The organism is Thermogemmatispora argillosa, from assembly GCF_059696725.1.
This window is the reverse complement of the sequence record NZ_AP019377.1, coordinates 3,467,546-3,492,655: the sequence shown is the minus strand read 5'-3', so window position 1 is coordinate 3,492,655 and position 25,110 is coordinate 3,467,546. Positions and strand designations below refer to the sequence as shown.

Annotated in this window: 18 protein-coding genes; 9 read left to right on the top strand and 9 right to left on the bottom strand. The window is 64.0% G+C overall.

The features are described 5' to 3' along the window. Positions 1 to 364: 364 nt before the first annotated feature. From AC6H1L_RS13650 to AC6H1L_RS13635, 4 genes are all read right to left on the bottom strand, one after another. Complete coding sequence (locus AC6H1L_RS13650) at positions 365 to 1,807, bottom strand: tetratricopeptide repeat protein (RefSeq protein WP_497598042.1); 1,443 nt, start codon at positions 1,805 to 1,807, stop codon at positions 365 to 367. A 492-nt stretch (positions 1,808 to 2,299) separates the two neighbouring features. Beyond that, positions 2,300 to 3,961, bottom strand: a complete 1,662-nt coding sequence (locus AC6H1L_RS13645) for a tetratricopeptide repeat protein (protein ID WP_497598041.1) — start codon at positions 3,959 to 3,961, stop codon at positions 2,300 to 2,302. Positions 3,962 to 4,368: 407 nt separating this feature from the next. Then, a complete protein-coding gene (locus tag AC6H1L_RS13640) occupies positions 4,369 to 4,644 on the bottom strand; it encodes a helix-turn-helix domain-containing protein (RefSeq protein WP_497598040.1) in 276 nt (91 codons plus the stop codon). Positions 4,645 to 4,969: 325 nt separating this feature from the next. Then, complete coding sequence (locus AC6H1L_RS13635; protein ID WP_497598039.1) at positions 4,970 to 5,191, bottom strand: helix-turn-helix domain-containing protein; 222 nt, start codon at positions 5,189 to 5,191, stop codon at positions 4,970 to 4,972. Between the two features lie 252 nt (positions 5,192 to 5,443). Between AC6H1L_RS13635 and AC6H1L_RS13630 the strand changes: the two genes are divergently transcribed. Then, entirely contained in the window at positions 5,444 to 5,845 is a 402-nt protein-coding gene (locus AC6H1L_RS13630) for a hypothetical protein (RefSeq protein WP_497598038.1), read from the top strand. Between the two features lie 446 nt (positions 5,846 to 6,291). On the opposite strand, the gene AC6H1L_RS13625 is transcribed toward AC6H1L_RS13630, so the two are convergent. Then, entirely contained in the window at positions 6,292 to 6,543 is a 252-nt protein-coding gene (locus AC6H1L_RS13625) for a helix-turn-helix domain-containing protein (protein ID WP_497598037.1), read from the bottom strand. A gap of 399 nt (positions 6,544 to 6,942) precedes the next feature. Between AC6H1L_RS13625 and AC6H1L_RS13620 the strand changes: the two genes are divergently transcribed. Next, positions 6,943 to 11,529, top strand: coding sequence for a TIR domain-containing protein (locus tag AC6H1L_RS13620; RefSeq protein WP_497598036.1), 4,587 nt, complete (start codon positions 6,943 to 6,945; stop codon positions 11,527 to 11,529). Positions 11,530 to 11,549: 20 nt separating this feature from the next. On the opposite strand, the gene AC6H1L_RS13615 is transcribed toward AC6H1L_RS13620, so the two are convergent. Continuing rightward, positions 11,550 to 13,295 (bottom strand): Eco57I restriction-modification methylase domain-containing protein, encoded by a 1,746-nt coding sequence (locus AC6H1L_RS13615; RefSeq protein WP_497598035.1) that lies wholly within the window; start codon positions 13,293 to 13,295, stop codon positions 11,550 to 11,552. A 239-nt stretch (positions 13,296 to 13,534) separates the two neighbouring features. Between AC6H1L_RS13615 and uvrC the strand changes: the two genes are divergently transcribed. The 5 genes from uvrC to AC6H1L_RS13590 all read left to right on the top strand — a co-directional run bounded on the left by uvrC (position 13,535) and on the right by AC6H1L_RS13590 (position 18,389). Continuing rightward, positions 13,535 to 15,493, top strand: coding sequence for an excinuclease ABC subunit UvrC (gene uvrC, locus AC6H1L_RS13610; protein WP_497598034.1), 1,959 nt, complete (start codon positions 13,535 to 13,537; stop codon positions 15,491 to 15,493). A 294-nt stretch (positions 15,494 to 15,787) separates the two neighbouring features. Then, positions 15,788 to 16,093 (top strand): FmdB family zinc ribbon protein, encoded by a 306-nt coding sequence (locus tag AC6H1L_RS13605; protein ID WP_497598033.1) that lies wholly within the window; start codon positions 15,788 to 15,790, stop codon positions 16,091 to 16,093. Between the two features lie 174 nt (positions 16,094 to 16,267). Continuing rightward, positions 16,268 to 16,480 carry a hypothetical protein gene (locus AC6H1L_RS13600; protein WP_497598032.1) on the top strand — a complete coding sequence of 71 codons (213 nt, stop codon included), beginning with the start codon at positions 16,268 to 16,270 and terminating at the stop codon, positions 16,478 to 16,480. Positions 16,481 to 16,700: 220 nt separating this feature from the next. Continuing rightward, positions 16,701 to 17,480, top strand: coding sequence for a sensor histidine kinase (locus AC6H1L_RS13595; RefSeq protein ID WP_497598031.1), 780 nt, complete (start codon positions 16,701 to 16,703; stop codon positions 17,478 to 17,480). A gap of 612 nt (positions 17,481 to 18,092) precedes the next feature. Then, entirely contained in the window at positions 18,093 to 18,389 is a 297-nt protein-coding gene (locus AC6H1L_RS13590; protein ID WP_497598030.1) for a DUF4177 domain-containing protein, read from the top strand. A 256-nt stretch (positions 18,390 to 18,645) separates the two neighbouring features. Here the strand turns inward: AC6H1L_RS13590 and AC6H1L_RS13585 are convergent, their stop codons facing one another. Beyond that, positions 18,646 to 19,173 (bottom strand): peroxiredoxin, encoded by a 528-nt coding sequence (locus tag AC6H1L_RS13585; RefSeq protein WP_497598029.1) that lies wholly within the window; start codon positions 19,171 to 19,173, stop codon positions 18,646 to 18,648. A gap of 451 nt (positions 19,174 to 19,624) precedes the next feature. Here AC6H1L_RS13585 and AC6H1L_RS13580 point away from each other — a divergent pair, with 451 nt between their 5' ends. Further along, on the top strand, positions 19,625 to 21,121 hold the full coding sequence (locus AC6H1L_RS13580; RefSeq protein ID WP_497598028.1) for an aldehyde dehydrogenase family protein: 1,497 nt from the start codon (positions 19,625 to 19,627) through the stop codon (positions 21,119 to 21,121). Positions 21,122 to 21,354: 233 nt separating this feature from the next. Here the strand turns inward: AC6H1L_RS13580 and AC6H1L_RS13575 are convergent, their stop codons facing one another. Both AC6H1L_RS13575 and AC6H1L_RS13570 read right to left on the bottom strand, forming a co-directional pair. Beyond that, positions 21,355 to 22,620 (bottom strand): DUF4388 domain-containing protein, encoded by a 1,266-nt coding sequence (locus AC6H1L_RS13575; protein ID WP_497598027.1) that lies wholly within the window; start codon positions 22,618 to 22,620, stop codon positions 21,355 to 21,357. A gap of 139 nt (positions 22,621 to 22,759) precedes the next feature. Further along, entirely contained in the window at positions 22,760 to 24,022 is a 1,263-nt protein-coding gene (locus AC6H1L_RS13570) for a glycosyltransferase family 4 protein (protein ID WP_497598026.1), read from the bottom strand. 282 nt (positions 24,023 to 24,304) lie between these two features. Here AC6H1L_RS13570 and AC6H1L_RS13565 point away from each other — a divergent pair, with 282 nt between their 5' ends. After that, positions 24,305 to 25,018, top strand: coding sequence for an SDR family NAD(P)-dependent oxidoreductase (locus AC6H1L_RS13565; RefSeq protein ID WP_497598025.1), 714 nt, complete (start codon positions 24,305 to 24,307; stop codon positions 25,016 to 25,018). The last annotated feature ends 92 nt before the right edge of the window (positions 25,019 to 25,110 follow it).

Here is a 25,110-nt window from a genome sequence, read left to right as displayed (position 1 = left end):
GCTGAACAACCCTGGGGCACCCATCCCGCTCTCTCTCTATCTGTCGATGCCACACCGCTAGATGATGTGCCTCAGCTTCTTAACGATGCTCTTCCTCTTCTGCTGGAATACGCAGATCACTTCTATTATCAGACTTGTGAGTGTTTCTGTAAATAGGGTCGCGCTGGCGCTTCTTTTGCAGTGAGGGCCTCGATCGGATGCGCTGAGCGGTGGAAGCCGCCAGACAGGACGGCAGTCAGAGCGACGCGGGCCGTCAGCGGTTGTGAGCCGAAGCCGTGAGCAGCCGCGCCGGCCAGGGAACTGGCCCCGCGGAGAGCGCGCCGCGGCTCACGACCGCTCCGGTCGGGTCAGGCGCTGGCCAGGGCTAGCCTCTGCCCGGCGCGTGCTCTTGCTGCTGGTGGTCGGGATCGCTAAAGTAGAGGTCGATCCCTCGCTTGAGGGTCTCTAGCAGGGTCTGATAGCGATGGCGCGGCGGGAGAGAGACCGCCTGGCCATCAAGCAGGCCCTGCAGCGCGGCCAACAATTCTAGCTCTTGATGGCCGGTCCCCGCTCCAGCCAGGCCATTGGCAAGCTGGGCCCGCAGGACCTCCCGCGCGCGCTGCAGGATCACGCGCACCGCCAGGCTGGCTTCGGGATGGGCGGTACAGACGTCGACAACCGCTTCGCTGATGAAGGCCAGCATCTCTAGTGTCAGGGCGCCCCGGCTGAGGGCCCGCATGGCCTGGGTGGGTGGCCGTTCCAGGGCCTCGGCGATCAGGTCGGCGGCCCGCGGCGCCAGTTCCTCTAGCTCCTCGTTGATGCCCTCCTCTCGCAGCCGCTCATGAAGCAGGGCGATCGAGGCCTCCACTTCATCGCGTTGGCCAGACGGCGCCGGCCAGTCTTGCAGCTCGCGCATGCGTAGAAAGCAGGCCAGCGCCAGGCGCGTCTGATTGAAGAAGGCGAAGAAAATCGCCAGGTTGCTCAGGATGATGGCCTCTCGCTCCTGGTCCTGGATGAGGCGCGCGAGGCTGAGGGCTTCGCGGTAGCAGCGTAACGCTTCTCTGGGGAGCAGACAGGTCTGATAAAGCTGGCCCAGGCCGCTGAGGGTGAGCGCTAAGAGGGGGAGGTCGTTTTCGCCGCGGAGCAGGAGCAGCGCTTCCTGATAGTAGGCATGAGCGCGCTGGATCTGTCCCAGTGCGAAGGAGAGGCAGGCCAGTTTGCTCAGGGTGGCTCCCTGGCCGCGCTGATCGCCTATTTCGCGCTGGATGAGCAGGGCTTCTTGAAAGCAATGGAAGGCCCGCTGTATCTGGCCGTGCTCTTGATAGAAGCTGCCCAGGTTGTTGAGGGTGGTGCCCTGGCTGCGCCGGTTGCCTACTTCTCGATGAATGGCCAGGGCTTCGCGATAGCAGATGAGGGCTTGCTGATCGTGGTGCAGCTCATGGTAGAGGGTGGCCAGCCGTCCCAGGGTGATGCCTTCGCCCGGCAGAAAGCCGTTCTCGCGCTGGATATTTAAGGCCTGCCGGTAAGCGAGTAGCGCTCGCTCGCGCTGGCCACGCTGCTGATAGATGGTGCCCAGGCTGCAGAGGGCGTTTGCTTCTTCAAAGCGTAGGCCTCGTTCGCGGCTGAGGACCAGCGCCTGCTGATAGTAGTCGCAAGCCTGTTCAAGATCATGCTCTCTTTGGAAAAGGAGGCCGAGCCTGAAGAGGCTAGCCATCTCACCATCCCGGTCCCCTTGCGCGCGTTGCCGCTCTAGTTGTTGTTGATAGTGCGCAATTGCTTCACTGCGGGTCATGTGACCCGGCTCTTCATGGTCTTGCTCGTATGCCATTGCTGGCAACTCCTCTGATACTATCAGACTAGGGGTCGTTCGACCCGGCCTCCTGCGCGCGCTGCTCGCCGCTCGCTGCGGCGCCTTCTCTTCCCCCTTCTGCTTACTCAGGCGGAAGCGGACGCCGCGCGGACGGCAGGGATGAGCGCAGATATGCCGATGTGTCAGGTGCCTGGCTCGGAGGTTCCTTTTCTTTCACGACTGGCTGGCTTACGACGCCTACGACGCCCTTCTCCCCCCGACGCTCACGCCGACTGGCCCGATCCTCTGGCGCTCTTCTCTTCTTCAGCCCGGCTGCCTCCGGCCCCAGGCCGGGCAGCCCGCTGCTGTATTGTGAGCAGCTACACGCTTGAGATATACAGGGTACATAGCTACTTGCTTGGTAGCTATTTCTGTCTTAAGTATATAACAAATTTTTCTGGATTGATATACCTATCTGTCAAGTAGTGAGAAGAAGCACACGAAGAGAACGCGAGAGTTAGCCCAAAATGGCTAATCTTGCTGATTGCTTGCTATCTGGGAGGCCCTCCAGGCGGTCTGGCCTTTCTGGATAAGGGAGAGCGGCAGGGCATAGGGATGCTCGGCGGGCAGCCCGGCAGGCTCTCCCTCTAGCAGGGCCAGGAGGGCGGCGTAGAAGTCGGCGGCCGCGGCGCGGGCGCGCTGTTCGGTTTCGTCAGGTGCGCTCTGGGCCTGGGCCTGGGCCCGCAGGTGCTCTAGTTCGCTTTGCAGGGCCTGCCTCTCTTGGGGCGGACTCTGGTCCGCCAGGGCCAGGCTGATGCGCTCGATCAGCGGGCTGAGCTGCTCGGGCGGCAGGATGATCCGCTCTTGCTGGCTAAGCTCGGGGGAGATGATGCCGGCGATGGTGGCCTCGATCAGGAGGCTGCGCTCAGATTCGCTGATCTGGCGGATAAAGGCAAAGGCTTCGGGACCAAGCTGGTTGCGGATGGAAGCGATCCGGTCGTCGATGCTGGCGCAGGTGGCGCTGTCTCCCTCTTCCTCGGCGATGGTGCGCGCCTCGAGGAGGTGGGCCAGGCCGCTCTCTAGCTGGCCAAAGTGGCCGTAGAGGTCGCCGAGGGAGCACAGGGTGAGGATGAGGCCGGTGATGTCGCCGCTGCGGGCGCGGCTAAGGAAGGCCCGTCGATAGCGGTCGATGGCCTGGACGGGCTGGCCCAGGTAATGGAAGAACTGCCCGAGGGCGTTCCAGCTCATGTCTTCGCAGGAGGGGGGCAGGTCGTTGCTCCTGGCCAGGGTCAGGGCCTGCTCGTAGTGGCGGCGGGCGCTCTCGGTGAGGGCAAGCATAAAGAGGAGGCCGCCAAGGTCGAGGTGGATGGCGAAGAGGCTGAGCGGGTCATCCTGGCTCCCGGCTTGCAGGGTCAGGGCCTGCTCGTAGGTGGCTCGCGCCTGTAGGAGCTGCCCGCTTTGGTGGTAGACCCCGGCCAGGCTGAGGAGAAAGCCAACTTCGCCTTCACGGTAGCCGAGTCGCCGGCAGAGGACGCAGGCTTCTTCGTAGAGGCGCCGGGCCTCTTTGTAGCGCTCCTGACGCTCGGCCAGCCGCCCCAGGTCTTTGATGGCTATCAGTTCGCGCTTGAGGGCACCGGCTTGCTGCAGGAGTTGGCGCGCTTGCTGGTAGTACTGGCGGGCCTCGTCGTAGCGCTCGCTTCGCTCGGCCAGTCGCCCCAGGTTGATGAAGGGGACGGCCTCGTTGCTGGGTTCGCCCAGGGCCTGCAGGATCGCAATGGCTTCCTGGTAAGCGGCTTTTGCCTGTTCATCACGCCCAAGGCTTTCGTAAAGCTGGCCAAGGTTGTGGAGGGTGAAGGCCTGCCCTCGCCGGTCGTTGTGGTGGCGCAGGATGGTCAGGGCTTGCTCGTATGAGGCGCGCGCGCGCTCGGGGTCTTTGTCTTTGAGGAGGACGCCAAGGTTGTGAAGGGTGGCAACTTCTCCCAGGAAGTCCCCAAGCTGCTGGAAGATGCTCAGGGCCTGCTCGTATGAAGTGAGCGCATTCCCGGGCTGCCCTAGCTTTTGGTAGAGTCCTCCCAGTTCATGGAGGGTGGTCGCCTGGTGCCAGCGATCACCGCTGCGGCGGTAGTGCTCTAGTTCGAGCTGGCGCTGGGCGATCGCTTGTTCCAGGGCCAGCCTTTCGCCGTCGGTAGTCATGCGAGGCTGCTCCTTTCTCCAGCGCTCTGGAGCACGCCTCGGGTGGATCGCTCTCCGGCCAGGTGGCGGCGTGAGGGACGGGCCAGGATAGCGCGCTCCGCTTCGGCTGGTTTCTCGTTGTTTGGCTCCTGCGCCCGCTCGCCTCTTTCGTCGCCCAGCGCTGCGCCTGGCGTTGATTCGCGCGCTCCTCTCAGTCGCCCCAGGCAGCATCAGCGTTGCGCTGGATGATGATCTAGCAAGCAGACGCCCCTTTTCTTCTCTCTTGAAGAGTATACACTATTCACCAGGGTGTTTGCACGCGATGTCGCTCGCTTTCGTTCGTGCTCTCCCGTGGCTGTCGTTGTTCTGAAGGGGCCGGCGTGCGCTATGTGGCTGAGTGCTGCGCTGATGCCGCCAAGGCCTCTCTGCTAGGCTTGACGAGTGGAGGGTTTGCCGCCGGAGGCTTTGCGCTTGATCTGCTGGAGCTCCGCTTCGGCCTGCTCTCGCGGTACGTCTTCGATGATCTCCGTGACCGGCACGCCCAGCGCTTCGGCGACGCGGTTCAGGGTGTAGGTGGAGATCGTTCTATATGGGTTGGCGCAAATGCCTCTGATGATGTAATAGCTGATTTCTGCCACCATAGACAGCCGATGCATTGAGATGTTCTTTTCTTGAGCAACCTCTTTGACGCGCAGCCGTAGCATACATTCCCCTCAACTTTCCTGCCATGCCAGGCCCGGCAACCGGCGAATGAGGCGCTGCGTTTTATCTGGCTCGCTCATTCGTCTCCCCGTCTGTCTGTCTGCTTCCTGGCTGTGACCAACTTTCAGCGTCCGCCGCTTCAGGGCAGTACAGCAGGCAGATCATGCTGCGCTGCTGTTGGGAAGAGTATACACCGTTTGCCAGAGATTCACACGCGGGTTCTTTCTTGCGTTCGCCCTTTTCTACTCTTCCAGGCATACCATCCCTGCCCTCCTGTGGCCGGGCGGTTGACCGGACGTTCGCCTCTGCTCATCTGCTGTCAAGTGTTCAACTGGGAGATGTTTTGTCTTCAAAGGTCCTCCTTCTAAGCCGCTGCCGTTCTTTTTCAGCCTGCTCCCGCGGTACATCTTCGATGATCTCCGTGACCGGCACGCCCAGCGCTTCGGCTAGGCGATTAATGGTATCTGAGGAGACCGGCTTGTAGGGGTCAACGAAAATCTCACGAACGACGTGATAGCTCAGCTGCGCTTGCAGAGAAAGTCGGTGCATTGACATTTTCCTTGCTAGAGCAACCTCTTTAACGCGCAGGCGTAGCAAGCTGGTTCCCCCACTTATTTTTTTTCTTAGCATACCAGCCAGTCGCTATGCCGGTAATTCCATTTCTTGATATCTCCTTGTAAGGAGATATTTACAAATTGATACTTTGAAGATATAATTTGGATGGGTTAGGACGGACCCCCAAGGTGCAAGCAAGGGATTCGATGGCAGTGTTGTTTAGCCGGTACGGAAAGGAAGTGCAAGATGAAGGAGGGGCAGCGGGATGGGAAGCGGGTGATGATGGGGATTGGGGCCGATGACCTCAAAGCCATCAAGTACATCCTGCTCTTCTATGGGCGCTACCTGCAGAGTGGCCAGGCCGATCAGCCGCGGCCGGAGGTAGACGAGCGCCGCATCAACCAGATTCAGCTTGCGCTGCTCAAAATTGAGCAGATTCTCAGCGGGCAAGTCATCATGCTGAGCTGGGAAGAGCTGGGGCTGATCACCGAAGCCATCGCCACCTTTACCCGGCTGGTGCGCGGCAAGATCGCCGCCACCCAAGAGCGTGATCAAGTCCTGGCGAGCTGCGAGCAGCTTCGCAGCTATTTGAGCCTGGTTCTGCCGCCCATGCAAGCGACCCTGAAAGGAGGTGGGAGCCGCAACTGAACCCCTCAACGCCCAGGCAGTGAAGCGGGGCCTTCTCGCTCCCCTTCTCTCTCTCTATCTCTATCCCTGTCCCAACGCTGGCAGCCTGCAGTCTCCTACCAGCCAGTCAACCCGCGAGCGAGAAGGCCCCCTTCTCTCCTGGCGCAGACAGCCGCCTTACTCAAGGCAGCGATGGCAGAGATTCCGCGAGATGACGCGGGTGGGAGCGTCGAGCCTGAGCGGCCTCGGCGCGAGCGGACCACGCGCGCCATCTTTTTGCGCAAGTTCAGCTTAACTCAGCAGTGCCGCCGGAGCGCGCGGGCATCAGGGCAGATGGCCAGCCAATCAGATCCGACACCCAGGCGCGGATTGGCCAGAGCCTCTCTGCGTTTGCCGGCCCTGGCCCTTGCTCGCTGGCTTACTGGGCTGGTCGCCTGGGCCTGCCCGGCCTGGCGGCGCTCCTCATCTCAGACTGGGGGCCGGTTCTGGTTGCGAGGCCGGCGCCCGGGCCGGCGCGGTATGGCCAGCTCCGCCGCCAGGGCGAGCTGTTCGCGGGCCATCTCCTCCTCCGAGACATCTTCCATCAGAGCGGTCGTCGGCACGCCCAAGGCCCGCGCAATGCGGTTGACAGTCGCTGTATTGGTGGGCCGATACGGATTGCGATAGATGGCCTTAATGATGTTATAGCTGACCTCTGCACGATGCGATAGCTGGTTCATTGACAATCCCTTCTCACGTGCGACCTCTTTCACGCGCAGCCGAAGCACAGTTCTGCCCTCATATGCGAGATATTTCCGCCAGTATAGCGCACCCGCGCCATTTAGGGAAGAGTTTCGCGGAAAAACAGCATTCTCTGCGGCCAAGCGCTGTCTGGTGCGTCTGTGCGCTCTACCATATACAAGCGGCCAGTATTCTGGATGACGCTGTGCCGTATTCTATGGTATACTTACCGAAGGAGCAGGCAGCCTGCTAAGACAAGAGCAGCGGGTTGCCCTGTCGGCGGGAAAAGCCCGCGGGCGCGGGCCAGCCTGAGAGCGCCGACGACGCCAGCCGCCAGGCGCCGCATTCCTTCGACCGTCACGCCAGGACCATAAGCCGTGGTAAGGCAGAGGAGCAGCATGGGAGCCGAGAGCCGAGCCGATCGTCGCCTGCACGTCTACATCAGCCATACCAGCGCGGAAAGCAACTGGAGCGAGCATATCGAGAAGCGGGTGAGGCTAGCTGCGCGGGCCGCCGGCCTGGAAGTACCGATCATCAGCGGGCCGGGGAAGATCCTGGCCGGCAGCGACATCCAGCAAGCCAGGCGCGCCGCCCTGGAGAGTGCCGACATCATCCTGCTCCTCATCAGTCCCTCCTTTCTCGACGACGACCAGTGTCAGCAAGAAATGGCAACAGCCCTGGCGCGGTGGCGCGAGCACGCAACGACGGTCGTCCCCATCATCGTGCGCCCCGTGAGCTGGGAGCACACCCCACTTGGCAAGCTAGAAGCCCTGCCCTTGGGCCAGCCGCCCAAAGCCCTCAGCCTCTGGCGACCGCGCGACGAAGGTCTGTACAGCGTTGAGGAGGGGCTGCGCCGCCTCATGAGCGCGCTGCAGCCGCGCACGCGTTCTGACGGAGCTGGTCAGCTCGCGCCCGAGCACGCGCGGGCCATTGGCGCCATGCTCATCGATCACCGTCCCTTTATCGCCAGTTGCCTTGACGGCTTTGTCGGACGCAACGCCGAGCTAGCCGCCATCCGCCAGCAGATCGCCGACCTGCAGCCGGGCGGCGGCTACCTGATCATCAGCGGGCAGGCGGGCCAGGGCAAAAGCAGCCTCATCGCCCGCCTGGTCCAGGAAGAGGGGCCGGAGCGCGTCCCCCATCACTTCCTGCCACTCGACCCACCTCCCGATCACGCCGTGGCCCTGCTGCGCGACCTGCTCGCGCGCCTCATCCTCGCCGCAGCCCTTGACCCGACGCCCCTGCTGCTGGCCGGGACCAGCCGCGCCACGCTCACCGCGGTCTTCTGGAACCTGCTCAACAAGCTGAGCGAAGCCGGCAGGCCCGTTCTGATCTGCATCGACGGCCTCGACCAGCTTCCGCGCAACGCCTTCGGCAAGCGCGATCTGAGCTTTCTCCCCCTGAGACCACCGCCGGGCTGCGTCTTGGTCCTCGGCAGCCGGCCCGATGACACGCTGGCAGCCCTGCACGCGCGCGGGCCTGAGCGTGAGTACAGCCTGCCGCCGCTCAGCCGCACCGACTTCGACCAACTGCTCCAGGCGCACGGCCTGCAGCTCACGCGCGCCGAAGGCGACCGTCTCTACGCCCTCGCGGAACAGAACACCCTCTACCTCAACCTGATCGCTCGCGAGCTGGCGAGCAACCAGGGCCTGACCCCGGAAGCCCTCAGCGCGCGCCTCTCTCACAATCCCGCCCACATCTTCACCCTGAGCATCGAGCGCCTCAAGCAAGATCCGCATTGGGAGCGCGCCAGCTATCCCCTGCTGGGCCTGCTGCTGGTCGCCCGCGAGCCGCTGGCAGCCACTCAACTGAGCGACATTCTGGCCCCCCTCCCCACCTATCAAGTGCGCGACGCCCTGCAACAGCTCGGCGGCCTGCTGGTCGTCGACGGCAACGGGTGCTACAGCCTCTTCCACTCCAAGCTCCGCGACTATCTGCGTCAGGACCCGCAGCAGCCGGACAAGCCCTATCTATTCACCATAGCCGAAGAGGCCCACTGGCATCGCGTCCTGTCCGACTGGTGCGAGCGTGGCGGCAGTGAACTGATCTGGCAAGAAGCGCCTCGCAATCCCGACGAGAACGCACGTCGGCGCTATGCCCGCCAGCACCTGGCGGCCCACCTCTTCTACGGGCGGGCCTGGGAGCGGCTCTTTGCCCTCCTGGATGCCGGCCGCTACGGACAGCGCAAGATTCACGAGCTTGATCCGAGCACGCGCGCCTATGCTGGCGACCTGAACTTTGGGCGTCAGGCCGCCGCCTGGGAAGGCTGGAGCTTCAAAGAAGGGCTGGCCCAGCTCCCCCGCCTCTGGCACTACACCCTGTTGCGTTGCAGCCTGAGCAGTCAGGCCGAGCGCTACCCGCCGGAAGCCTTTGCCCTGCTCGTTCAGCTTGGGCGCCAGCGCGAGGCCCTGGGACTGGCCGACCTCATCAGCGATCCCGGGCGCCAGCTTGAGGCCCTGGTGGCCATCGCGCGCCAGCTTCAGGAGCAGGGGGCACCGGAGAGCGACTACGGGCCGCTCTACTGGCGCGCCTGCCAGGTGGCGCGGCGCAGCAGCGAGCCGGACCGACTGGCCCCCTTGCTGAGCGAGCTGGCGGCGGACCTCCACAAGGCCGGCTGGCGTGAGTCGGCGCTGCAGCTCTGGCAGGCGGCCATCGACGTGGCACGGCGCATCGCCCTGGCCGCCCCGTGCGCTGAGACCCTCTTGCAGATCGCCGAGGGGCTGGCCGAGGCCGGGCAGAGCGCCGAGATCGAGGAGATCATCGAGGTCATGCCCTCTGATACCCTGCAAGACGAGGCGCGTCAGGCCCTGGTCGCCGCCCTGGCGCGAGCACGCCGTTGGCGCGAGGCCACAGAGGCGCTGGCCGCCATTCCCAAGCACGCCGCTGGCGCGCGCGTCGCTGCCCTGGCCGTGCTTGGGCGCGAGCTGGCTCAGGCCGGCGAGGCGGCTCAGGCGCAGGCTCTCTGGGAGCAGGCTGAGCGCCTGGCTCTGACCATCCCCTTTGCCTGGGAGCAAATCCTTGCCCTGGTCAGGCTGGTCCAGGCCCTGGCTGGTGCTCAGCGCTGGAGCGACGCCGAGCGCCTCTGCGAGCACATTCCCAACCACTGGCAGCAGGGCGAAGCGCGACTGGCGCTGCTCCAGGCCCTGGCTGAGGCTGGGCGCTGGTCGGAAGCCGAGGCCATCTGTGAGCACTTCGCGGACGAGCGGCAACAGGCCGAGGCCCGACAGCTGCTGGTCCAGGCCCTGGCCGCCGCCGAACGCTGGTCCGAAGCCGAGCGACTCAGCAGCAGCATCGCCCTCCCGCGCGAGCGTCTGCGGGCCTTGATTGCGCTCGGACAGGCCCGGGCCGAGCATGGCCAGGTGGACGAGGCGCGGCGCCTCTGGCAGCAGGCCGAGGCTGAGCTTGGGCGGCTAGAGAGCCTTGACGAGCACCAGGAGGCCTGTGTATTGCTGGGCCAGGCCGTGGCGCGGGCAGGCCTCCTGGACGAGGCGCAGCGCTACTGGCGGCGGGCCGAGGCCATCATTCGCGCCCTGCCCGAGGGCGAAGAGCGGCGCGAGGCCCTGGCCCTGCTCATGCGCAGCCTGGTTCAGCTTGAGCGCTGGCAGGAGGCCAGCCGTCTCGCCAGCGCGCTCGGCGACTGGCAACAACAGGCCGAGCTGTTGATTACCCTGGGCCGCGGCCTCAGCCAGGCCGGGCGGCGAGCCGAGGCCGAGCAGCTCTGGCGACAGATCACCAGCCTGGTGCGCAAGCAGGCCACCACCCGCGAGCAGCGTCAGGCAGCCATCACCCTTGCATCGGCCATCGATTCGCCCGTGACCTGGGACGAAGTGGAGCGCTGTGTCCGCAGTCTAGTAGAAGGCAAAGAGCGGAGCGCGGTCCTGGCCTATCTCGGACGACTGGAGGCCCAGGCGGGCGCCAGAGAACGGGCCCGCCATCTCTGGCAGGAAGCCGAGACCCTGATTGCGAGCGAAGACAGCAGTTGGAAGCAATCCGACGGCTATCAGGCGCTGGCGCGCGAGCTGGCCCGGGCCGGCGAATGGGCCGAGGCCGAACGCATTGTTGAGCGCGTTCCTGACGGCTGGGAGCGGGCCGATGCTCGCGTGCTCCTGGTGCGCGAGCTGGTTGGGGCCGGGCGCCTGGAAGAGGCCGAGCGGCACGCTCGCGCCATTGAGCTGGCCCCTCAGCGAGTCGAGGCCTTGCTGATCCTGGGGCAGGCCTACGCGCGAGCGGCAGAGCCTGAGCAGCGGGCGCGGACCGAGGCCTGCTGGCGCGAGTGCGAGCAACTCATCGCCGGCGTCGAGGTGGCGCAGCAGGCAGAGCTGCTGGCCGCCCTTGGGGGAGCCATCGCCGCCACTGGCGAACGCGAGCGAGCCCGGCACTACTGGCGGCAGAGCGAGCGCTGCATTGTCTCCCTGTCGAGCGAAGGGGTGCAGGTGGAGGTTCTGGCCGATCTGATCAAGGCCCTCATCGCTGCGCGGGAGTGGGACGAAGCAGAGCGTCTGCTGAAGTGCTTAGCGCAGTGCTTAGTGCATAGCCCGCGGGCGAACGAGCTGAAGAGCGAGTTAGTGGCTTCGCTGGCTGAGGCTGGGGAATGGGAGGCCGCGCAGCGCATCAGTCACAGTATTGAGGCTGATCAAGAGCGGGCCCGGGCCTTGGCGGTCCTGGGACGGGCCTTCGCGCAGGCAGGCCAGCGTGAGCGGGCGCGCCAGGCCTGGGCCGAGGTTCAGCGCCTCAGCGCCACTCTCACAGAGGAGAGACAGGCGCAGGTTTTGTTGACGCTGGGGCAGGCCCTGGAAGAGGCAGGCGAGCATGAGGAGCTGCTGCGCCTGGTCCAGCGGGCGTGGTCGCGGGTCAACACGCGTCTGCAGGCGCTGCGACTCTTTCCCCTGGTGGGGGGCCTGATCAAGCTAGCGCCCGAGCTGGGGCCAGCTCTGGGTGAGGCTTTTGCCGCTGTCGATCGCTTCCTGGCCGGCGCCATCGACTGACGGCGCCACCGGCGCTCAGCTCACAGCGGGCAGAGCGTGATCCCATACAGCTCCAAGGCGATGCGCGTCGCCAGGCGCCGATCACGCTGACGGAAGGCCGTCACTAGTCCGGCCTGCTGGTCTGGCGACACCTCACTCAAACGAGGGAGGCGAATCCGTCGCAGATACTGGGCCTGAAAGCGATAATAGCCACCGCGCATGCGCACCCCATAGCAGGCCACAAAAAAGAGCGCCACATCCGAGAGCAGCAGCCCGCCCAACGCCTCCAGATCCCACGTCTCAGACCAAATCACATACAAATTGTGGTGAGGGTAGGTCTGTCCCTCATCAAGCACAGGCTCCAGACAGCGCGCGATATCCGGCACATAGAGCTTGCGGCGCCCAACGAGCGGGAATTGTACGCGATCAATGGTGCGATACCACTGGGCGGGAGCACGGCGAGCGACATAGCGCTGCCTGAGCAGCGACTCATGGCGCAGGAAATAGGCTCGCAGACGGGGAAAATCCTCCAGAGGGACCAGGCCCTCTGGCGACCAGGGATTTACCAGATAATGGCCCGACCAGCGCAGCACACCGCTCGCTGTATCGCCCCGGAGAGCCAGCGGCAGCAGGCGCGACGGCTCTACCAGCATTGGATCGCTCGTAATAAAGACCTCATCCAGACCCGTCGCCAGGCCGATGCTTACCACCGTGCCGCTCTCTGCCGACTCCAGTGGCGGGAAACGCTCCTCCAGCCGGCGCAAGAGGGCCAGGCGCTCGGACGACAGGGCAGGCCCCGGCCAACCGGTGGCAGCCCGCAGGCGCCCCGCTCCCTCCACCCGCCTCGCCCGCAGGCCCGCGGGGAGCGCGACCGTCCTCCCCTGACGCATAGCCTCCAGGGCCTCGGCCACCGCCCGCAGACGGCTGGCAGCCTCATCCTCCGAGGCCATCGGCTCCTCCTCTTCGAAACGGGCCAGGACAAGGTGATCCTGCTCGGCGCGGCGGATCAAGGTGATAGCGGGATAGGCCGTCACGTTCTGGGCAAAGGGCGCGGCGCGGTGCATCTCAAGCACCAGCTCCAGGCTGAAAGCCTCAGCTACCAGGCGACGCAGCTCGGCCCCGTACTGGTTAAAGAGCCAGCGATCGGGACAAATGAAGGCACAGACCGCCCCCGGCTTCAGACGCCAGAGCGCCGCCTCCAGAAAGGCCACATAGAGATCGGCTCGTCCGCGCATTGTCCGATAAAGCGAGCGATAGAGGCGCAGGCGCTCGCGGGGCAGCGCCTCTGGCCGCACATAGGGCGGATTGCCCACCACGAGATCGGCGGCGGGCAGACCTGGGGCCTCCAGCAGGAAATCGCCCGTACGCAACCAGGCCGCAGCCAGGCGCTGAGCCTCCTGAGCGCCGAAGCCAACATCAGCCAGCAGCCCACAGAGCGCCTGACGGGCACGGGCGGCCCGTCCCTCATCCAGCTCGTATGCCAGCAGGGCCGGCGCCAGATCGCGCGCGGCTCGCCCCTGGCGCTGCCAGCTTGCGAGCAAGCGGCGAGCCATAGCCAACAGAAAAGCCCCCTCGCCCGCCGCCGGCTCAAGTGCCAGCCGGTCAGTCAAAGCCTCTTCCTGACGATAGCCGGCCACATCTAGCATCAGCTCCACCACCGCCGGGCGCGTCGCCACCGCGCCCGATCCCTGCCCCGGCTGGCGCGCCGCCTCCTGCGGCAGCCGCGTCACCAGAGGCAACGCTAACTGCCATACAGTCGATCGCTCATCAGCATCTTTCCAGGCCATACTTACACTCACTCACTCACACCGACCGCTCTCGCTCCGTCCCGTCGCCCGGGCGAGTCCTCTTTCGTTCGCCCCTGAACTGGCCTCATTATACCAGTCTGGTGCCTCACGCGACAGCGCCACGGCCTACCTTTCCCGGGGAAGCCTCAGCCCGCCCCTGCCATGATATAATGAAATGCGGAGCCAGGGCAGCCACAGCCAGCTAACAAGCCAGACCATCAACGAAAACACCAGCCAGTATGAACGACAAAATCCGGAGTGTCCTCAACAGCCTGCCGCACAAGCCAGGCATCTACCTCATGAAAGATGCCCAGGGGCAAATCATCTACGTCGGCAAAGCCGTCTCACTGCACCAGCGCGTCCGCTCCTACTTTCAGGAGTCCGCCAACCTCAGCCCCAAGAATCGCAGCATGGTCGCGCGCGTCGACGACATCGAATACGTCGTCGTCGAGAACGAGATCGAAGCCCTCGTTCTCGAAAGCAACTACATCAAACAATATCGCCCGAAATACAATGTTCTGCTGAGGGACGACAAAAACTATCCCTACATCAAAGTGGCCCTCAGCGAAGACTTCCCGCGCGTCTACCGCGTGCGCAACTACCAGCGCGACGGCAACCGCTATTTTGGGCCATACACCAGCTCAGGCGCCGTTGACGCCACCCTTGACCTGCTCAACAAACTCTTTCCGTTCCGCACCTGCCGCTACGACGGCAGCGCCTGGGCGCCCCCGCGCAACGGGCAGACGCCGCCGGGCTGGAAGCCCAAATACCTCAGCCGGCCCTGCACCCAATACTATATACACCGCTGCCTGGCGCCGTGCGTCGGCTACGCCACGCGCGAAGACTACGACGCCATCATCGCCCAGGTCATCCTGTTTCTCGAAGGCAAACACGAAGAAGTCGTCAAGCAGCTAGAGGCCCGCATGCACGAGGCCGCCGAGGCCCTCAACTTCGAAGAAGCCGCCCGCCTGCGCGATCGCATCCGCGCCGTCGAACATATCCTGGAGAAGCAGCGCATCATCAACACCGAAGGGCAAGAAGACCAGGACGTCATCGCCCTGGCCAGCGCCGAAGACGAAACCTGCGCCCAGGTCTTCTTTTTCCGCGCCGGCAAACTCATCGGGCGCGAATACTTCATCCTGCAGGGTACCCGCGACAGCAGCCCGGGCGAAATCATGAGCTCCTTCCTGCAGCAATTTTACGAGAGCGCGCCCCACATTCCCGCCGAAATCGTCCTGGAAGTCGAGCCTGACGACCGCGACATGTTGCTAGCCTGGCTCAAAAGCCGGCGCGGCAAGACCGTCAGCCTGAGCGTGCCGCGGCGGGGCGAGAAGCGCAGCCTGATCGAGCTGGTCAAACAGAACGCCCAGGAGGTGCTAGAGCAAGAGCGCATCAAATGGCTCAGCGACAGCCAGAAGACTCAGCTAGCCCTCGAAGAGCTACAGGCCGCCCTTAACCTGGCGGCGCCGCCCTACCGCATCGAATGCTACGACGTTTCCAACATCCAGGGCAGCAGCGCCGTCGGAGCGATGGTCGTCTTTGAAGCCGGGCGCCCCAAGCCGGCAGAGTACCGGCGCTTCCGCATCAAGAGCGTCGAAGGCGCCAACGACCCCGCCAGCCATCAGGAGATCCTGCGCCGCCGCTTCCGACGCGAGCAGGCCCCCACCAGAGAGGCAGGGCACCCAGAGAACGAGCCCGAGAACGCCGAAGGCCAAACAGCCACCTTCAGCCACGACTGGCCCCTGCCTGACCTGATCGTCATCGACGGCGGCAAAGCCCAGCTCAATGCCGCCCTGCAGGTGCTGGAAGAGCTACACGTCGAAGTACCCGTCATCGGCCTGGCTAAAGAAGAAGGCTCACATAGCCGCCTGCCGACCGCCGAAGAGATCTATCTGCCACGGGCCGCCGAACCGCTGCGCCTCCCGCGCACCTCACAGGGCCTCTACCTCTTGCAGCGCATCCGCGACGAGGCCCACCGCTTCGGCCTCACCTACCATCGCAAGCTGCGCGGCCAGCGTACTTTCAAATCCCAGCTCGACGAGATCCCGGGCATCGGCCCCCGGCGCAAGCAGGCCCTGCTCAAGCACTTCGGCTCGCTGCAGGCCATCAGTCAGGCCAGCGTCGAAGAGCTGGCCGCCGTCGAGGGCATGACGCGCGCCGCCGCCGAAAAAATCAAAGAATATATCGGCAGATCATAGCGGGCTGACGGGAGCAAGCCACAACAGCCAACCTGCCTGGCCCGGCTCGCGGCTCGCTCCCGCCAGCCAATGCTGAGCGCTAGCACTCCCTGCCTTCGATTGACAACGAGGAGATCGGCGATTACTATTTAATGTAGAGCATCTCGTAAATTGAGCAGACGCTCTCTTGTCAGGCAAGGAGGAAAGCGGCAACGCTTTCCCTCCTGTTTCTTATGAAGGGAAGGAAGTCATTCTCTTCCGTTCTTCCGTTCTCTAGTGTTGAGCCATGTTCTGGCGCGGAGGTGACAGCACCCTATGCCCACGTATGAATATGCGTGCCGGGCATGTGAGCATCGTTTCGAGATCTGGCAGAAAATCACTGACGATCCTTTAACGGTTTGCCCACAGTGTGGCGGCGAGATCCATCGCGTGCTCTTCCCGACGGGGATCGTCTTCAAAGGGCACGGCTTCTATAAGACGGACTACAACGGCTCCCATTCCAACGGTAGCAGCTCAGCGCAGAGCGAGAGCAGCAAGTCGAGCGAGAGCAGCAGCAGCTCTGCAGCTACCAGCGAGGGAAGCGGTAAAGCTCCCGTGGCATCAAGCAGCAGTAGCTCCTAAGCCAGCCAGCGCAGTCGCTCGTCCGCTCGCTCACCGCCCAGACGCAGACTGGCGGGCAGACCAGTAGCTAGCCAGGCGACCAGACAGGCATAGCCCTGGCCGGTCAGTCGCCACGCTTCCAGGCACCAGGCAGACGAACGAGCGAAACTCTACCCCGAAGGGAGCACAGAACGCATGGCCGAATCGGCATTGGCCGCTCTGCAGCGCCGGCAAATTGAAATCACGATTGGCGAACTGTGGCTGGCAACCGACTTCTATACACGCCAGGAGATCATTGAGCGGCTGCGCCACCTGATCGCCCATGCCGATCCCAGCCTCGACCTCACTCAGTTGAGCGAGGGGGCACAGGAAGAGCTGCGCGAATTAGGTCTGATTCCGGCAGAATGAATCAGTTTTTGAGCGTTGCGGCTGTCGAGAGGCAGCAAGCGCCCGCGCTTGCCTGCCCCTCTTGACAGCGGCGCGCCGCCTTCCCAAGAGCGGAAGCCCGTTCCCTTCACCTTGCTCTCCCCCAAAATTCCCAGCGGCTTCCGCCTCAACCGCCGGCCACGTGGATTAAGTGTATACTTAACGATGTATTAGCCACCGAGCGAGTAGGGAGGCCACACGCATGCGAGCTCACCGCAAGCAGTCGCAGGAAGAGGTTGTCAGGGCGCTGCAGCAACAGGTAGATGAGTTGACTCGCGCCAATCTGCTCCTTCAAGAGGAGTTAGCCCGCAAAGAGCAGTTCACAGCAATGATTGCTCATGAGCTACGTGGCCCGCTCGCTCCTATCATCAACTATGCCCAAATGATTGCTCGCCCCAACTGCCGCCGCGAGACGGTCGAGCGTGGCACGGCGATCATTATCAGCCAGGCTCAGCGCCTCAAGCGCCTGGTGAATGATCTGCTCGACGCTTCTTATCTATCAACCGGTCAGTTCAAGCTGCTCCTGGGCGAGTGCGACATCGTGGCCCTGATTCGCGAGCTGGTGGAACAGTTCCGACCGCTGGCCCCTTATCATCGCCTGGAGGTCGAGGCCCCCGAGAGGCCGCTTGTTGGCCGCTGGGATGGCGAGCGTCTTCAGCAGGCCGTCGGCAACCTGCTCGACAATGCGATCAAATACTCCGATGAGCATACGACCATTACGGTTCGTGTCAGCCAGCCCGAGGAGCATCTAGTACGCGTGAGTGTTCACAATGTGGGACGCGTGATTCCGGCGGCAGAGATCAATAGTATCTTCCGCCCCTATGTACGGCTGCAGACGGCGCGCAGCCGCCAGGGGTCGGGCCTGGGCCTCTATATTACCAAGAGCATCGTTGAGGCCCACGGCGGGACGCTGCGCCTGGAGCGTCCCGGCGCCGAGGAGCAGGGTACGACCTTCTCGTTTGATCTCCCCCTCTCATCCTAGCCTGGCCTGGCCGCCTGGGGTCGCCGCAGACTGTCGCGTCGGGCTGAGTACGCGCCCGTGAGATCCCAGCTCCAGGGCCGCGCCTGGCGTGCCCCTTGCCCCACCGCAGCCGCTCTGTTCTGCGCCACGGCCTCCCTGGACATTTGAACAGGGTCCTTCCCTGGGAATTTACTCGGCCTCGCTCCCCTGCCTTCTGACGGTGCGCTCCGCCTGGCCGGAGGCTATACTGTCTCCTGGGCAGAGAGACCCGTGGGAGCGTGTCCTCTCCCCTGCCTCGCCCGGGGCCTGCTGCATTGTGGAACCCGGCAGGCTCCGGTGTCTGGCGGATAGGCCGCGTGACCTGGCAAGAGCGTGCGAGGCGTCAGGTTGGCCTGTCCAGGCGCCAGGGAGACAGCCGGATGCGGTCTCAGATGGTACGGACGGACGGCACGCCACCACGGGTCTGGCACCTGCCCCGGGTGCACTGGCTCGCCGGGCCAGGTATGGCCCTCCCGTTTTTCTCTTGTGATCTGAAGGAGGGCCCGGCATGGTTCGCCTTGCCTTGCGCCGCCGGCCGGGCGCCATGCTCAGCCGGTGGGTTGAGGCTAAGGCATTTTGAAAGGAGCAAGCGCTATGCCACAGCAGTGGGCCTACAAGGTCGCCTATATTGATACGCGCGGACGCATCTCCTGCGAAGGCCTGGAGACGCTGATCGGCAACGAGCGACGCAGCGCTTTTGTACGCCGCTATCTGAGCAGTTTGGGACGCGAGGGCTGGGAGCTGGTGGGCATTCAGCCCCTGACTTCGACGTCGGCCTACTATGTCTTCAAGCGCCCCGCGCAGGAAGGCGACTACAGTGAGTCGGCTCCTGCCGCCCAGCAGCCACGGGCTGAGCCGAGCAGCGGCGGCCCCACGATCGAGACGGCCTGAGTCTCTCTGTCAGGCCACCCAGCCGGCCAGTCGGGTTGTTTTCGATGGTAAAAAAATACGCTGCGTCTATCGCAGCCAGCCCGGCGCGGCCCTGCGCCCTCCCCTGGCCGCCGCCCCCACCGGGAGTCGAGAGCGGCAAGACAAGGGAAGAGGCGCCCAGGGCCGCGCCGTTTGCCTCTGGCTCGCTGCCGTCCGGCTTCAGAGCCAGGGGCTTTGGTAGCTCCGCCAGCTTCGGTGCCAGACGGCAGGCAAGCGGTCAAGCTTCTTCACGGCTCCCCTCGACCGCCACCCCTTCCTCGTTCTGCAAGGCTCGCACGATGGTGAGAGCCTCCTCAACGTGCTTCTCAGGATTGAACTGTGATGAGAAGATATGACGCACGATGCCGCGTTTATCGATAATATAGGTCACACGCCCCGGCAGGAGACCGAGCGTCGTCGGCACCCCATAGAGCTTGCGCACGGTAGCCCCCTGGTCGCTCAGCAGAATAAAGGGCAGCCGATGCTGATTGGCAAACTGCTGATGCGACTCGCTTGAGTCCGAGCTGACGCCGATCACTTCGGCCCCCGCCTGCTTGAAGACGACATAGCTATCGCGGAAACAGACCGCCTCAGCCGTGCAGCCAGGCGTATTGTCCTTGGGATAGAAGTAGAGGACAATCACCGCTTTGCCGATGAAGTCGTGGAGGCTGACCGGACGGCCCGCCTGATCGGGCAGGGTGAAGTCGGGGGCCGGGTCGCCGACCTGCACCTTTTTCCGCTGCTCCGCAGTGTTCGATCCGCTCATGAGCGTGTTTTCCTTTCTTTCCTTTCACGGTGCGGAAGAGCCGGCGCAGCGCCGACGCCAGACGCCCTGACCCTGAGAGCGCAGCTCGCGTGGCGTGGGACTGGCCCCTCTTCCGAACTAGACAGACCACTCACACGTAGAGAATCTAGGTCAGACGAGCAAGCCGGGTCAAGGGACGAGCAGGTCAGCCTGCCCTGGCGCCCATCAGCCCAGCGGCGGGCGCGCTCGCCCCGTTCAAGCCTCTTCTGACTGGTATGCTATAATGAGGATCGGCTGCCAGCGGCGAGGCCGCTCAGCCGACGGAGCCTGAGCCTTTGACATGACGGCGGGTCAGCCAGCGAGCGGGAGAGCAAGTGCCCTCTTGAGCAGCCAGCAGCCGCTGATCAAGGCCGATCCCATGCTGTTCCCACAGCATGCTGTGACGATACCCTCAGTGAGGAGTGACCTTTCTATGACACAGCCACAAGTGCAGATCAGCGCCCCGGCGCGTAGCGAGCCGCCGGTTTTCTATAACTTCATCGGCGGCCAGTGGCGGCCCGCGGCGAGTGGGGCCACCTTTGCCAGCACCAACCCGGCCCACCTTTCCGAGATCATCGGTTACTATCAGCAATCGAGCGTCGCCGACCTCGATGAGGCCGTGCGCGCCGCGCGCCAGGCTCAACCCGGCTGGGCGGCCACCCCCGCGCCGCAGCGCGCTGCGGTACTGCTGCGGGCGGCCCAGATTCTGGAGGCGCGCCAGGAAGAGCTAGCCACCCTCATGACGCGCGAGATGGGCAAGATCCTGAGCGAAGCGCGGGGAGAAGTGCAGACGGCTATCGACGTCGCCCGCTACATCGCCAGCGATGGCTGGCGCGCTGAAGGCGAGACCGTTCCCTCCGTCCAGCGCGGCAAGATCTATCTCACCGTTCGTCAGCCGTTAGGGGTTGTCGGCCTCATCACTCCCTGGAACTTTCCTCTGGCTATTCCCGCCTGGAAGACCTTCCCCGCCCTGCAAGCCGGCAACGCCGTCGTTCTGAAGCCGGCCAGCGACACGCCGCTGCTGGCCCTCAAGCTGGCCGAAGTGCTGCAGGAGGCCGGGCTGCCAGATGGCGTCTTCAACGTTGTCACCGGTCCGGGCGGCACTCTGGGCGAGGCCCTGGCCAGCCATCCCGACGTCAATATGATCTCCCTCACTGGCTCGACCGAAGTTGGCAAGCGCGTGGCCGAGCTATGCGGGCGCGACTTGCGCCGCTGCGCGCTGGAGCTGGGCGGTAAGAATGCCGTCATTGTTCTGGAGGACGCCGACCTGCCGCGCGCCGTCGCCAGCGTCGCCCTGGGGGCCTTTGGCACGACCGGCCAGCGCTGTACGGCCACCAGCCGCGTCATTGTGCAGCGCCCCGTCCTTTCCGAGTTTACCGAGCGCCTGATCGAGGCAGCCGCCAGGCTGCGTATCGGCGATGGCCTGCGCGACGATGTCGATATGGGGCCGCTTGTCAACATGGGGCGCGTACAGGCCGTGCACGAGTATACCGAGCTGGGCAAGCGCGAGGGAGCCAGACTCCTGTATGGCGGCAGCCCACTGCGCGAAGGGGAATACAGCGATGGGGCCTTTTACCAGCCGACCATCTTCGGCGATGTCCAACCGCAGATGCGCATCGCCCGCGAGGAAATCTTTGGTCCTTTCGTCTCTATCATCCCGGTCGACTCCTACGAAGAAGCCGTCAGCGTGGCCAATAGCACCATGTACGGCCTCTCAACGGCCATCTTCACGCGCAGCACGCACTATACTTTCCGCGCCATGCGCGATATTCAGTCCGGGCTGATTTACGTCAATGCGCCAACCACGCGCTCGGAGATCCACATGCCCTTTGGGGGCATGAAGGCCAGCGGCAATGGTCACCGTGAACTGGGGCCAAACGCCGTCGCGGATTACACCGAGGTCAAGACCGTCGCGGTTGTCTACGAGTAGCCCCTTGCCGGTCCGGGCAAGGAGCACAGCGGGCAGCAGCCTGTCTGACGGGTTCCGGGTCCAGCCGACCCAGCGTGAGCATCTGGCGTCGCGCTTACCCGTCGCGCCGCTGCTGTCCGCCTGGTTTGCCCGGCACGACCCAGGAGAACACACGCTACAAGACAAGGCCCTCCAATTACAGGGAGGGGCCGCTGCGTTGCCCTTGAGCATGCGGGGCGCCCGCGCCCGGCGACTCAATTCTGTGGCGGCTCAAAGAGCGAGAAGAAGGCTTCCCAGACCTCTTGATTCTCCAGCCGCTCATAGAGCGAGGCGACGCGCGAATTAATGGTCTCAAAGATCACACGCAGGATACGCGAGAGCACCGAGAGCGCCTCCTCATAGAACTCTTTGGAGCGCTGTAAATCGCCGTGGAGCACCTCATGGCAGAGGGCCGTGAAATTCTCCACATCGATGCGATTATTGTGGATAATGAACTTATAGTTCCCCATATAGCGCAGCTTCTCGCGAGTCAGCAGCGCCTCCAGCGTATTGGGGTCCAACTCGGTGCCATTGGCGCGGCACGTTTCGGCCAGCGCCTCCATTGTCCAGTTAATATACTGCACCAGGGCCGGCAACTGCTCCACGGGACTCTTGCGCTTATACCAATCCTGTTCCATGCGGCTGATCAGATTCAGCAGCTCAAAGCTCTCCATGCGCATGCGCTCGGCGGGGCCGGGCAGGCGCACAGTGCGCGCGTCGCGCGAGGGGGGATGCGGCTCCTCGGGCAGCGGAACAATCAGCCGCTGCTGTACCAGTGTCGCCAGGTCGCGCGCGACTTCCAGCTCGGGCCGGCGCAGACCAGTAGCAATCTTGCGCACCCAGCGATGGAGCGCCACCCGCTGCAGGATCTCAATCACGCGCCCGTTAAAGCTCAGTGGGTAGGGGATGGTCGGCACCAGCTTTAACATGGTGCGCATGCCATTGGGGAGATACGGCTTGAGCTGCTCCCACTCATCGGCGTAGCGCACCATCTCCATCGTCACACGCACAATCTCCAGATCAAGCGACTGCTCCCCATAGGGCAGAAAGGCCTGCTTTTTGGGGCTTGTAATGAACTCATAGGTACCTTCGCGCCAGAGCGCCAGCTCACGCGCCGTCCAGAGGGCTTTCGTGCGCAGCGCCTCATAGAGCTGCTGCTCAGTAATGACCCGCATGGCAATCAGGCGCTCGCCAATGCGGCGCCCAAAAGCATCTTGCAACTGCTGGCTAAAGGCAAACTCCACCTGCTGAAAGGTAGCCATCCCCAATTGCTGGAGCACATCGCCCAGGGTCAGCGCGCATGGATCAAGCTCAGAGCAGTTGGCGATCTTGCCATCGCTGAAATAGAGAATACCGACTCGCCCCTGCTCGTGCTTCAAGTGCAAAGCACCCGTCGCCGACCCCAGCTCCATCATCTGCAGAATTTCAACCAGCCCGAAATCTCTCAGCGACCCCTGCAAGAGTCTGGTATTCGTTGTCATAGTTCCCCCTCGAATGGGACTAGCCGCCACGCCACTTGTCATCACTTCCGGCCACGCCAGGCCAGTCAGCGCCTTGGTGTCTGCCTGCCTGATGCTATGGAGAGTACACTTGATGCATTATAACAAACACCAAGTCATTTCAACAAGCACCGCCTCGCCCTTGCCGCGTAGGCTCATCCCCCGTCAGCGCTGCCCGTAGCAGGGGTTCAAGCGCCTCCCAGGAATAGCGCTCCTCGACGAGGCGCCGCCCATTGCTTCCAAGCTGGCGGGCCAGGCGCCGATCCCGCAGCAGGGTCACAATGGCCTCGTCAAAGTCTTCCAGCTCGCGGATAAGCACATGTTCCCCATCGCGCAAGGCCAGGCCTTCGGCCCCGCGCGGCGTTGTAACGACGGCCCGCTCCAGCGCCAGAGCTTCCAGGATCTTATAGCGGGTACCTGAGCCATGCCGCAACGGCACCGGCACCACCGCCGCCCGCGCTAAATATGGTCGCACGTCAGGCACGGTATCGGTGACAACCACCTCCGGCTCACGGCGCAGACAGGCCACCAGCCCGTAGCGATCGCGCCCTACCAGTACGAGCCGCGCCTGTGGACAAGAGCGGCGCACCGTGGGCAGGATGCGCCCGCTCAGGAGGGCCGCCGCTTCAACATTAGGACCGTAGCCGAACTCTGCAGGATAAACGATATCAAAGCTTTCTTCCGCCGCAGGCTCGTCAGGCTCTGAGGCTCGCGGCGGCTCATACTGGCGCAGGTCGAGCGCGTTCGGTATGACACGCAAGCGCACCGCGGCGGACGGACCGCAAACCTGACGCTGGCGGCAGGCATCGGCCTCCGACGGGAGCCAGACCTCATCAGCGGCGGGGAAACAGAGACGCTCGCGCCGTCGAAAGACCAGATGGCGTAGACGCGCCGCCTCCGCTTCCTGCGGCGAGCCGGCCAGCTCCGCGAGTTGTAGCGCTAGCTCGCTTTCAACATTATGACAATCAATAAAGACATGCAGCCCACGCCGCTTGAGGGTCGGCGCCAGCTCGCTGGCGTAAGGATGCACCAAAACGACATGGGTGACCTGCTGTTGCGCAAGCCAGGCCAGCAGACGCCGGCGCTGACCTGCCAGCGACGTCGCCATATAGCCCGGCCACAGATGGCCCAGGCGCAGCCCCAGAGCGCGAAGGCCTCGCGGTGGCACAAAGGCCGCCAACTCGGGGCGCCGCGGATCAGAGGGTGGCAGCTTCTCCAGCGAGACCGGGCCGCCTTCGCGCAGATCCCAGATAGCCAGCCCCTGATCTCCAGCCAGGCGCGCCAGCAAGCACTGAAGCTGATAAAAGCGGATCTGCAGTCCTCCAATGATCGGCGGCGTCACGACCCAGGGAGCGATCAACGCCAGTCGCATCGTCTTCGGCATCGTCTTCACCACCTTTTTCCTCCTCCCTCCCGGAACGAGCGACAAGCAAGCCAGGCCGTGGCGAAGAGGCTCACCCTCTCCCTCTGGCTCGCTCATCAGCCAGCCAGCCAGTCAGCCGCCGGCTGCTCCGTGCGCTCGTTCTCATCAGGAGCATTGTGCGCCACGAGCCTGGTTGCTGTCAAATCCCCTCGTGGCCGCCCGGCACCCGCCGGAGGGAACGCCAGCCATCACAGGAGAGAGAGAGCATGAAAAAGCCCCGTCGCCTTTGCTATAATTCCGAACATGAGCATTAAAGATCGTGTCGCTGTCATCACCGGAGCAGGTCGAGGCATTGGGCGCGCCACCGCCGAGCGCTTTGCGCGCGAAGGGGCCCACCTCGTCCTCTTTAGCCGCACGCCGGAGCACCTCGACGAGACACGGGCCCGCGTCGAGCGCCAGGGAGGCCAGGCTCTCACTATCGTCGGCGACGTCGCCCGAGAGGAGGACGTCGAGCAGCTCTTTCAGCAGGCCCGCGCCCACTACGGGCGCGTCGACATTCTCATCAACAGCGCAGGCATCGTCGCTGTGCGTCCCTTTCGCGAAATGGATACGGCCACCTGGGATCGGGTCCTGGCGGTCAACCTGCGTGGTACCTTCCTGTGCTGCCGGGCTGCCTTCCGCCTTATGGCCGAGCAGAGGCAGGGCGTCATCATCAACATCTCCTCACTCTCGGGCGTCAAAGGCGTCGAAAAATTTCCCGGCCTAAGCGCTTACAACGTCTCTAAAGCTGGCGTCGCCAGCCTGACCGAGATCCTGGCTTTGGAGGGCAAAGCCTACAACATCCGCGTCTGCGCCGTCAGCCCGGGAGCCGTCGATACCGAGATGCTCCGCCAGGCAGCCCCCCATCTCAAACCTGGCATGAGCGCAGATGACATGGCGGAGATCTTGCTCTTTCTGGCCGACGACAGCGGGCGCATGCTGAGCGGCACCAACCTGGAGATCTACAGCAACGCCTAGCTGGCGCAGGAAGAGAGTAAGCAAGCGACCTTGGCTGTCGGCTCAGGCAGGCAAGACAGGAAAGGAGAGCGAAGCAGACCAGCCCGGCACAG